We start from the raw sequence: 10,955 nt of genomic DNA on the forward strand, positions 1-10,955 counted from the left end.
TGCAACCTCAACTTCTGGCAGTGATGGGTCATGGTACGTCTATGGTATCGTGGGTGTCCTTGTGGCCGCTGGTCTTGTGGCCTTTGGATTCCTCAGGGGCGGAGCAGGAAAATAGACCGTTCCTCTTTTATTTTTTTATCCCAGGAATTATTACTTTTTCCCGATAGATATCTAAATTAAGTAATATTTCAGTTTAAGTAATAATTTATTTTTAAAGTATTCGTCATTATGTTTTATTTTTAAAGTATTCGTCATTATGTAATAACAATTTATTTTAATGACATAATTCAGAGTGGGTACTGTAAAAAAAATAAAAGGAGGTGAAATGTCATGAGAAAACAGCTAATTACACTGATAGCAGTTCTCTTCATGGTTATGCTCTGCCAGACAGTGGCAGCTGCGGATAACAGCACGGAGGGGAATACAACAACAGTACTTGTTATAGGTTCATCAACGGCTACAAAAAGCTACAATGAAGTCGCATACAGTGTAATGAACCTCACAAACAGGGATTCGAAGAAAGTGAAGTTCCAGATAAGATCCACCAGTCAGATAGGTAACATGACAGGTGATGAGATAGCATCACTCATCAACGCTTCACATGTGATACTCGCTGAATGGGGAACAGCGCTTGCAGGTAACGGTTCCCTTGAAGCGGTGATAAGGGCCAATCCTTCCCTGATAGAGAACAAAGTTTTCCTGGTATTTGAAAGCGGCCCCACAATTGTGAAACTGAGCAGAATAAACAATACAAATGTATTCAGCGGAGTAAATGACAGTGATATAGGAACATATGATAAACCGGGAAGTTTAATAGGGGCGTGTCATGACGGAGACCTGACGTCACTTATATCATATAAGCAGAAATATCCTGGAAACACAGCATTGCACCAGTGGATTGACTGCGCAATTTATTACGCTGCATCAGGCAAAAAGAATCTGGGGAATCAGTTCAAACTCGCTCTGAAAATGTACTTTAATATGCGTGGACTTCAATGGAACAGCACCTGGGATCCAGAACCTGTTGAACCAGCATCCCAGCTGTCACAGGAGTTCCTCTACAGGGATGGTCAGAGGTTCACACTTGCTGACTACTTCAGCAGGTACCCGCTGGATCAAACTAAACCCACATTGGCTGTTCTGAGCTACATTTCATCCGCTGGGGAGGTTCAGTATGCGGATTCCATGCAGCAGATAATCGATGAAATTGTCTCAAGGGGGATGAATGTCATTCCACTTGTGGGAACATGGTCCAGTTATATCATTCTGAACCAGAGTGCAATGGAAAACATTATCCAGACACTCTGCCTTGCAAACCAGACCTACAACATAACAGCCATCAGGGGGATAGGAAACTACAGTGACACAAAATCAATTCTCGGTGTTACAGGCGTATTAACTGCAAAGGTTTATGAGGTTCAGATACTCGAGAACGGAAACGTGATAAGGAACCTCAAGATCAGCACAGCACAACCCGTGAACGTTTATTCAGCGCTGGTTAAGTTCCTCACAGACGCATCAAATGTCGTTCAGTATGAAGCCAACCCTGAGAAATACCCCGTGAAGGTAAACGCTATCATAGACATGCTGACCTTCATAACGGGTTCCACAACATCAGGTAATCAGGTCAACAGATTCTTTGAAAATTCGAATGTTCCTGTTCTGAGGGCCCTTATAACCAGTTCCAAATACAGGACAATGGGCCAGTGGATTGTCTCAGAGGAAGGATTCAGCTGGATGTCCGTCTACTGGCAGTGTGCACAGCCAGAGATGCAGGGTCAGATAGAGCCACTTGCAATAGGTGTTGGTGAAATAGGATCAGACCCTGAGACAGGGGCAGAGTGGGACATAACAGTGACCATCCCTGAGAGGATAGAGAAACTTGTCAGCAGGGCCTTCAACTGGATCAGACTCCAGACCATGGCAAACAGTGATAAAAGGATTGCAATTGTGTACTACAACTACCCCCCAGGTAAGCAGAACATAGGTGCAAGTTACCTGAACGTCCCTGAGAGCATCATCGAGATACTCAAACGCATGAAGGCAGAGGGCTACAATGTTGGTGAAATACTGGAGGACGCCGATGCACTGGTTGAGATGATGATCAGAAACGGTATAAACGTTGCAAACTGGGCCCCTGGTGAACTCGAAAAACTTGCAAGCAGTCCAAATGCGATACTCTGGCCATACGAGGACTACCTCGCATGGTTCAACACACTTGACCCTGTGGCACGTAAGGAGATGGTCGAGGGTCCGGTGGGATACATTGAGGAACTCACAAAGCTTGCGGTACAGTACATCAGCGGAGGAGACAGCCATGTCACAGATGAAATGCTCAAAACACTCAACCGCTGGACTCAGGAGATGATCTCAAATGCCAACACACACCCTGAAATCGCGGGGACAGCCATAGACCTTATAAATAAGATGAGCGCTGCCCTTGCAGCAGCCATACAGAACACATCCAACACAACGGCATGGGATCTCTTCTACATCTACAAGAACCAGTTCATGGCCCTCAATGTTTCAGGCATGACAGGGTGGGGTGAACCCCCAGGAAATGTCATGGTTGTAACAAGGAATGGAAGGAAGTACATCGTGATCCCTGGCCTCATGTTTGGAAACGTATTCATAGGACCAGAGCCACAGAGGGGCTGGGAAGCAGACGTCGCAAACCTTTATCACAGCACCATAGTCCCACCACCTCACTGCTACCTTGCATGGTATGCATGGGTCAACACGGTTTTCGGTGCCAATGCACAGATCCATGTCGGAAGACATGCGACCTATGAGTGGACACCAAGGAAACAGTACGCCCTTGCAGCCTTTGACTACCCTGATATATGCATAGGTAACACACCATCACTCTACATCTACATAATGGACGGTGTTGGAGAGGGCATGCAGGCCAAGAGAAGGGGACTTGCAGTGATCATAGATCATCTCACACCCCCACTGACAAGGACTAAACTCTACGGTGACCTCCAGGAACTCGCAGGTCTACTTTCAAATTACGAAATGACACCAGATGGAAACCCCATGAAGGAGGAGTATGCAAACAGAATCAGGGAGACAGTAATCAAACTCAACCTTGAAAGGGACCTCGGGATTAACGCAACCAATATAACAGATGAGGACATAGACAGGGTGCATGACTACATTCTCAGTATAACCAGCACACTGATCCCATATGGGCTTGACACCTTCGGTCTTAACTGGACTGACAGTGAGGTGGCCCTCATGGTATCAGGTATGCTCTCAGCGGACAGTGACGTGGATCCATCACTCCCGAGGTTGATATCACTGATGAGGGGATGGAACTTCAACAACCTCACATTCGAACAGGCTGAATCAGTTAACAATGCCACCGTTGAGATGATCCTTGAACTATTAAGGGGAAAACCAATTGACACACTCCTCTCCAACGTCACAGATCCATCAGTGAAGACGGCGCTTCAGTCAAAGCTTGAGATGGCGCTCCAGTACATCTCACTCCTTAAGAACAGTCCCTCCAGTGAAATGGATGCACTTATGGAGGGTCTATCAGGACACTATATAACCCCTGCAAAGGGTGGAGATCCTGTAAAGGCCCCGTACGCGCTTCCAACAGGCAGAAACTTCTATGCACAGGATGACAACACACTGCCAACAAAGGTTGCCTGGGACCTGGGTAAGAGACTAGCAGATATGGCTCTGGCCCAGCTTGACACAATTCCCGAGAAGATGGCGGCTGTGGTCTGGTGCGTTGAGACAGCAAGGGATGACGGTACAATGGTTTCATTCGTCCTGAGAATGCTGGGTGTTCAGCCAAAAATGGACGATAGAACCTGGCTTGGAGGAGGAAAACTATCCTATATAGTTCCAACAAATTTAACAGAGCTTCTATCAGACCTCAACAGGGTTAGAAACAGCATGGGACTTTTGAACCTCACATCAAGGCCAAGGATTGATGTCATAGTAACCACCAGTGGTCTGTTCAGGGATCTTTATCCAAACCTGCTGGCCAAGATGGATGTGGCATACAGGGTTGCACTTGGGGCATCATACTCAAGGATCCTGGCTGCACATCCTGAACTCAAGGAGCAGCTGGACCTTGCACTGAATCCACTGATCACAGGGCAGTTCAATCAGGCCAAGACAATGGCGGATCTTCTTAAAACCATAGACAAAAACGATTCAATTGAATCCAACTACATTGCAAAACACTGGATAGAGCTTGTGCTTGCAGGATATGATGGTGATGCAGCCATAACACGCATATTCGCACCTCCTGTGGGTGACTATGGTGCCGGTGTTAACCATGGAGTTGAAGAGGCATGGACATGGAATGACAGGTCAGAGCTTGCAGACGTTTACCTCAGGAGGATGAGCCATGCATACTCGAATACCCTCTGGGGCGCCTCAAGGGAGAACCTCTTTGAGGACCTGCTGAAGGGTGTTAAAGTGGCCTATCACAGCAGAAGCACAAATCTCTATGGCGTAATCGACAACGACGACTACTACGACTACTATGGGGGTCTTTCAATGGCAATCGAGAAGGTCAACGGTGGAGTGGCACCCTCACTCAATGTGCTCTACTATGCAAACCCTTCAAGGCCAGAGGTCGTCTCACTGCAGGAGTTCATGAGGCGTGAGATGAGGACGCGCTACTATAACCCTGAATGGATAAAGTCCATGATGAATGAGGGATACAGCGGTGCGAGGACAATCTCCAACAAGTTTGTCGCATACCTCTGGGGATGGCAGGTCACCACACCGGAACTCGTTGACGACTATGACTGGAATGAGATCACAGACGTGTACATAAGGGACAGATACAATCTGGGCGTAACTGAGTGGCTTTCCACTGGCAACAGAGCATATGCAATGATCAGTATAACTGGAACACTGCTTACAGCGGCACATAAGGGATTCTGGAAGGCTGATGAGGCAACGCTGCGACTGGTCGCAAATAAATGGGCGAGCACCATTGCAGAGTATGGTGTTGCCTGCTGTGACTGCAGCTGCGGTAACATTGCAATGATGCAGTGGGTGATGCAGTATGTGAATCCTGATCTTCTTTCAAGGGTCAAGGAGAAGCTTTATGCGGCTACAAAGAGCGCAGCCTTCGCACCTGCTGAGAACCCGAATCAGGGCGGAGAATCCGGTTCAACACCAGGTTCCGCGCCTGGAAGTCAGCCTCAGGGTGGAAGTACCGGCAGTGAAGTCTCAGGAAGATCAGGGGGCTCTTCAGGTGCCTCAACCGCAGGTCCAGGTACTCATGGATCATCACAGAACACTCCAGCAGAATCAGCAGCATCGTCACAGGGCGCGGGAAAATCCTATGAAGTCACAAAGGCCGGTTCATCAGGTGCTTCAAGTACAGGAATGCCTGTGTACGCCATAATCGGTGTTATAGCCCTGGTTGCTCTTGTGGGAGTTGGATACTTCCTCGGACCTGGAAGGAGATAGAATCCTTCCATTCATTTCTTTTTAGAAAACATTAAATATCAGATTTACTTTAATTCTAATAAAAATCGTTTGAATGACTTATTACCTATCGTCGCCTAATAGTAATAAGAAATGTGGTATTAAAATACTGCTTCAATCCTGTGAAATAGTAATAATTTAATTTATATAGTAATTATTATAAAGTTGAAAAGAGAAGGTGTGAAACATGGACATGGCAAACCTACTGTGGCAGGCGGGAATACTATCGGTTTTACTGATATTCGGCGTTAAGATTGGACTGGCAATGGGTTTTGCAGGGTTATCAAAGAAGATGGCAGCCCTAATAACGGCGGGTTATGGTCTTGGCATATATGGCCTCGCAGCCCTTGCAAATGCCTACATGAACTCGATTCAGGGCTTCTTCAACACCTACAGTTCGCTCATAACAATCATAATGGCAGCCATTCTCATATTCGCAGGTGTCCACACTCTCCGTGAGTGGAAGGAACACAGGCGTGACACGGCAAAGACCGCATGCGTTGCAATGGTTGCACCCTGCCCCTGCTGTTTCGGGGCGGTCATCGTCAGCATAATTCTGGTATCACCGATAATAGGAGTATCTGCGGTTACACTTGGCAAGTACTCAGGGATAATCCTTGCAGCATTCATAGGTTTCTTCTATGTATTTGCCAATGGGATCGCAGCCGCCATCAAGAAACCATACCCGGTTCTTCTGGGAAATTTCATGCTCTTTGCAGGTCTATACTTCCTCACGGCTGCAATCGTGCTCCCGAATGTTAACAGCGTAATGAGCATGAAGATGACACCCCTCACGGTGCCAGGTGTAGATACAATAACATACGTTGTACTCGGAACACTGGCACTCATGGGGCTTGGAATCTACCTTAACAAGAGAAAAAGTACTTTCATAGAATAGGAAGAGGTGATATGATATGGTTGCAGTACCCGGCAGTGAAATACTGAGCGGTGCACTACACGTTGTCTCCCAGAGCCTCCTCATACCGGTCATAGCTGGTCTACTCTTATTCATGGTTTATGCCATAGTGACCCTTGGAGGGCTCATATCAGAGTACTCTGGAAGAATAAGGACCGATGTCAAGGAAATTGAATCGGCAATAAGGTCAATATCAAATCCAGGGACCCCTGAGAGAATAGTTGAAGTTGTGGATTCAATGGACATACCACAGAGCCAGAAGGACGTTCTCAGGGATATCGCAGGGACCCCTGAACTTGGACCAAAATCAAGGGAGGCCCTGGCAAGAAAACTCATAGAGAACGAGGAACTCAGGGCTGCAAAGAGTCTCGAGAAGACAGATATCGTGACAAGGCTCGGCCCAACACTGGGACTGATGGGGACCCTCATACCAATGGGTCCAGGTCTCGCAGCCCTTGGTGCAGGTGATATAAATACACTGGCACAGGCCATCATCATAGCCTTTGACACCACCGTTGTTGGGCTGGCATCAGGGGGCATAGCCTACGTGATCTCAAAGGTCAGGAGAAGATGGTATGAGGAGTACCTCTCAAACCTTGAGACTATGGCCGAGGCAGTGCTGGAGGTGATGGATAATGCCGCTCAGACGCCGGCGAAAGCTCCTGTCGGATCAAAATGAAGAGGACCCGATGGCCGGGAGCGCAAACCTTGTTGATGCAATGCTGGTCCTATCGGTGGGCTTCCTCATATTCCTGGTGCTCTCCTGGAACATGCAGAATGTCGTATTCGCAGACATGACTCCACAGGAGCGTCAGGAAACCATGGAGGCAATGAAGAAGGCAGTTGAAGTCCAGAAGGGCCAGGAGCTCAACAACACTCCCCAGATCAGTTCGGGATCTGGCCAGGGATACGTTGAGATGGGAACCGTTTACAGGGACCCCAAGACAGGTAAGCTGATAATGGTGCAGGGGTAGTTTTTACCCATTCAATTTTTTTTTGGGGACTTTGGTGGTAAGGGTTCAGCTTACCATCCCCTTCCCATTACTCTGAAAACTTTAAATATTTCAAACCCAAAGTGAGTTCTGATATTTTACTTCTTCTAGAGGTATCCATATGATTGAGGTCATACCTGTTATTGATCTGAGGGGTGGTATAGCGGTAGCCGGCAAGTCAGGTGAACGTGAAAATTACAGGCCCATCGAGACGGTGTTCTCATCATCCCCTGACCCCGTGAACATAGCACTCTCCCTCAGGGCAGCCGGGGCACGGTCAATCTACATAGCCGACCTTGACGCCATTGAGGGCACAGGATCCAGCCTTGATATCATAGGAAGGGTTAACCATGTGCTCCCGGTCACCCTCGATGCAGGGGTCAGGAACAGGGAGACATTCAGATTCATGCTCCAGTTCGCATCCAGGGTTGTTGCCGCAACAGAGACCCTTGAGAATACAGAGGAACTTGAGCACATCCTTAAAACTTACCCCCCTGAGAGAACAGCTGTAAGCGTGGACGTTAAGGACATGAAGCTCCACTCAGAGAACATTGACCTTGAACCTGAGGAATTCAGGGACCTGCTCCTCGACTACGAGTGTGAAGTCATACTCCTTGACCTGGGGGCGGTTGGCACATCCTCAGGGTTCAACAGGGAACTCCTTGAACTATTCAGGCCAATCATCAGTAGAGTGATACCCGGTGGCGGTGTTCTGCCCCGGGAGATACCTGAACTTGAGGCGATGGGTGTGGGGAAGGTTCTTGTTGGAAGGGCTCTCCATGAGGGGATGGTGAGGCCCGGGTGAACACAGATGATAGGTACCTCCTCCTTCCTTATCCGGTTTGTATGCCTGCCTTTGGAGGTAATGTGAACACAGATGATAGGTACCTCCTCCTTGGACCTCTCAGCCGGGACCGGATAGTGAGGAGGAACTCGACAGAGTTCATGGTGGGGGGAGCCGTTTACTACTATTCCAGGCTACTCTCCCACCTTGGAGTTGACCACACGGCAGTTGTAACCCTATCAGAGGATGACAGGCACCTGCTCAGGGAATTTCCATCCAAGACAGACATAATACCACTTTACAGGGATTCCACGGTTGAGTTTGAGAATATCTATTATAAAGGGGATACCTCGAGGAGGATCCAGAGGTCCAATTTTGCCAGTAACCCCATTGAAATTGATGATATCGAAAATATTGCAGTGGAGGATTGGGCAGCCGTCCTTGCAGGCCCTCTTCTGCCCTCAGACATACCCCTGGAGACGCTGCAGTTTCTGGGAAAAAGGCACAGACTCTACACAGGACTTCAGGGCTACCTCAGATACCCCCATGGGGACATGGTCAGGTTGAAATTCAGGAATGAAATCCTGCGGGTCCTGGAGGCCGGTAGTGGAGTTTTCCTTGACATAAACGAACTTCGAACGGTTTCTGGTGACCTCATGGGGGCTCTCGGGGTACTGGGTGAACACTGCGGTGAGGTCATAGTAACCTGCGGGCCCCGGGGGTCCCTGATATCCCATAAAGGATCCCTCATAAGGGTAATGGCTGTTGCTGCAGAGAGGGAACTTGACCCAACCGGGCTGGGGGATACATACATGGCCGCCTATGTCCATATGAGGAGGATTTCTGGCCCTGAGGCTGCCGGAAACTTCGCATCCTTCATGGCCACAAAAAAACTTGAAGGGGAAATTTAAGGGAATCTTCCCCGGTGGAATGGTTTCAGATACCGAGAATAAGGGGCAGTATGATGAAGGGAAGGAGCCCAGCTGCGAAGAATAAACCGAGACCTGCAAGAACCTGGTTTCTCTTATCATCCATCATACCGTTACATAGGAGTATCATTCCTGTGAATCCAAGAAGTGCGGGTACGGCGTGTGAGTAGATCACAGACCCTGTGAATGTTCCTGCCACCATTTTTATCACGAAAAACCTTCTGGGTTAGCTATTTGTCATCTCTGATTATGTTATGATTCATCATCTTAAATATTTTCGGGAGCGGCAACCCGGGCAAGATATTTAAAAGTTGGTTTTAAGATATAAATATGCTGTTTATTCTAACAGGAGGAGATTGATCATGCTGCATGGCACAGAAGTACTCAAGAAGGGATTTGCAAAGATGACCAAGGGCGGCGTTATAATGGACGTTGTCAACGCTGAACAGGCCGCAATCGCAGAGGACTCAGGGGCAGTCGCCGTAATGGCCCTCGAGAAGGTACCTGCGGACATAAGGGCCTCTGGTGGAGTCGCGAGGATGGCCGATCCCAACAAGGTCCAGGAGATAATGGACGCAGTGTCGATACCTGTGATGGCCAAGGTCCGGATAGGACACTTCGTTGAGGCCCAGGTCCTCGAGGCCCTTGGGGTTGACATGATAGATGAGAGCGAGGTTCTAACACCCGCAGATGAACGTTTCCACATAGACAAGAAGAAGTTCACTGTCCCATTTGTGTGCGGTGCAAGAAACCTTGGAGAGGCCCTCAGGAGGATAGACGAGGGTGCCGCCATGATAAGGACCAAGGGGGAACCTGGAACAGGTAACATCGTTGAAGCCGTGAGGCACATGAGGATAATGATGAGTGAGATCCGGGAGATCCAGAACAAGGAGGAAGAGGAACTCTGGGAATTCGCAAGGAAGATTGAGGCTCCACTTGAACTTGTGAGGGAAACAGCCCGTCTTGGAAAGCTCCCTGTGGTTAACTTCGCAGCTGGTGGTGTTGCAACACCAGCAGATGCAGCCCTCATGATGCAGCTTGGTGCCGACGGCGTGTTTGTTGGTTCGGGTATATTCAAGTCCGATAACCCTGAGGGATATGCGAGGGCAATTGTTGAGGCCACAGCCCACTACGACGAACCTGAGGTCATAGCTGAGGTTTCAAGGGGCCTTGGCACAGCCATGAGGGGCCTTGAAATCAGTGAGATCCCTGAAGAGGGTAGGATGCAGGATAGGGGATGGTAGTTCCCCCTATATAATACCCTTTTTGATTAAACTGCTCTGTAGGTGATGGTGGTCCTGTAGATTCCTGGATCCGTGTAGAGTGGTACAGTGAGGTAATAATCCATGGGAATCACTATATTAACGGGACCTGTGTAGGTCCATATCTGGTAATAGGAAGTTGTAAAACTTCTTTTTGGAATGATAATGGGTCCGTAGGGACCATCATATTTTATGCTGTATCTTAGATTTGAAATGGGGATGATGTTTGAGCTGTTGTTAAGGCTTACAAGGTTGCTGTTCGCCATTACAGAGAACCTTAGAGTCCCCCTCGTTGTTCTTATGGTTACCTTTGTTGCTGTGTAGTATTCCCTTTCTATTCCATCTGGCTCAACGGTTCCAAGGTCGATGCTTGCGGGGTCTACGGAAATCTTAACGCCGGTTGCAAGTGGCTCTACAATTGGCTGGTTTCCAGATGTGATGTTCGCCGTGGTATTGTTCTCAGGGTCTGCAGATGCGCATCCGAGAATGAATAATGACAGTATAAGTATGATGAGCATTATTTGACCCTTCAAGGACCCCAACTCCATTATTTAGAAGTGGATATGGTATTCCTATATTTATAGGTAATTAAATAGGTAATTA

Annotated in this window: 9 protein-coding genes; 7 read left to right on the forward strand and 2 right to left on the reverse strand. The window is 48.1% G+C overall.

The genetic code is table 11. The annotated features are described in order from the left end of the window. Window positions 1-330 precede the first annotated feature (330 nt). From ACPLJI_RS08525 to ACPLJI_RS08550, 6 genes are all read left to right on the forward strand, one after another. Window positions 331-5,451 carry a cobaltochelatase subunit CobN gene (locus tag ACPLJI_RS08525; RefSeq protein ID WP_424730300.1) on the forward strand — a complete coding sequence of 1,707 codons (5,121 nt, stop codon included), beginning with the start codon at window positions 331-333 and terminating at the stop codon, window positions 5,449-5,451. Between the two features lie 205 nt (window positions 5,452-5,656). Next, window positions 5,657-6,367: a DUF2162 domain-containing protein gene (locus tag ACPLJI_RS08530; RefSeq protein WP_424730299.1), complete on the forward strand. Its 711-nt coding sequence runs from the start codon at window positions 5,657-5,659 to the stop codon at window positions 6,365-6,367. Window positions 6,368-6,383: 16 nt separating this feature from the next. Further along, on the forward strand, window positions 6,384-7,064 hold the full coding sequence (locus tag ACPLJI_RS08535) for a MotA/TolQ/ExbB proton channel family protein (RefSeq protein WP_424730298.1): 681 nt from the start codon (window positions 6,384-6,386) through the stop codon (window positions 7,062-7,064). Beyond that, on the forward strand, window positions 7,021-7,359 hold the full coding sequence (locus tag ACPLJI_RS08540) for a DUF2149 domain-containing protein (RefSeq protein ID WP_424730297.1): 339 nt from the start codon (window positions 7,021-7,023) through the stop codon (window positions 7,357-7,359). Before ACPLJI_RS08535 ends, ACPLJI_RS08540 begins: the two co-directional genes overlap by 44 nt. A 139-nt stretch (window positions 7,360-7,498) precedes the next feature. Next, complete coding sequence (locus ACPLJI_RS08545; RefSeq protein WP_424730296.1) at window positions 7,499-8,182, forward strand: HisA/HisF family protein; 684 nt, start codon at window positions 7,499-7,501, stop codon at window positions 8,180-8,182. Then, window positions 8,179-9,072, forward strand: a complete 894-nt coding sequence (locus ACPLJI_RS08550; protein WP_424730295.1) for a PfkB family carbohydrate kinase — start codon at window positions 8,179-8,181, stop codon at window positions 9,070-9,072. The genes ACPLJI_RS08545 and ACPLJI_RS08550 overlap by 4 nt, the downstream gene beginning before the upstream one ends. 25 nt (window positions 9,073-9,097) lie before the next feature. Here ACPLJI_RS08550 and ACPLJI_RS08555 read toward each other — a convergent pair whose 3' ends face one another. Next, on the reverse strand, window positions 9,098-9,292 hold the full coding sequence (locus ACPLJI_RS08555) for a hypothetical protein (RefSeq protein WP_424730301.1): 195 nt from the start codon (window positions 9,290-9,292) through the stop codon (window positions 9,098-9,100). Between the two features lie 160 nt (window positions 9,293-9,452). On the opposite strand from ACPLJI_RS08555, the gene pdxS reads away from it, so the two are divergent. After that, a complete protein-coding gene (gene pdxS, locus ACPLJI_RS08560) occupies window positions 9,453-10,334 on the forward strand; it encodes a pyridoxal 5'-phosphate synthase lyase subunit PdxS (protein WP_321212067.1) in 882 nt (293 codons plus the stop codon). 26 nt (window positions 10,335-10,360) lie between these two features. Here pdxS and ACPLJI_RS08565 read toward each other — a convergent pair whose 3' ends face one another. Next, a complete protein-coding gene (locus ACPLJI_RS08565; RefSeq protein ID WP_424730294.1) occupies window positions 10,361-10,870 on the reverse strand; it encodes a hypothetical protein in 510 nt (169 codons plus the stop codon). Window positions 10,871-10,955 lie beyond the last annotated feature (85 nt).

Origin of the sequence: Methanothermobacter sp. (genome assembly GCF_049720995.1) — an archaeon.
Lineage (GTDB): Archaea > Methanobacteriota > Methanobacteria > Methanobacteriales > Methanothermobacteraceae > Methanothermobacter.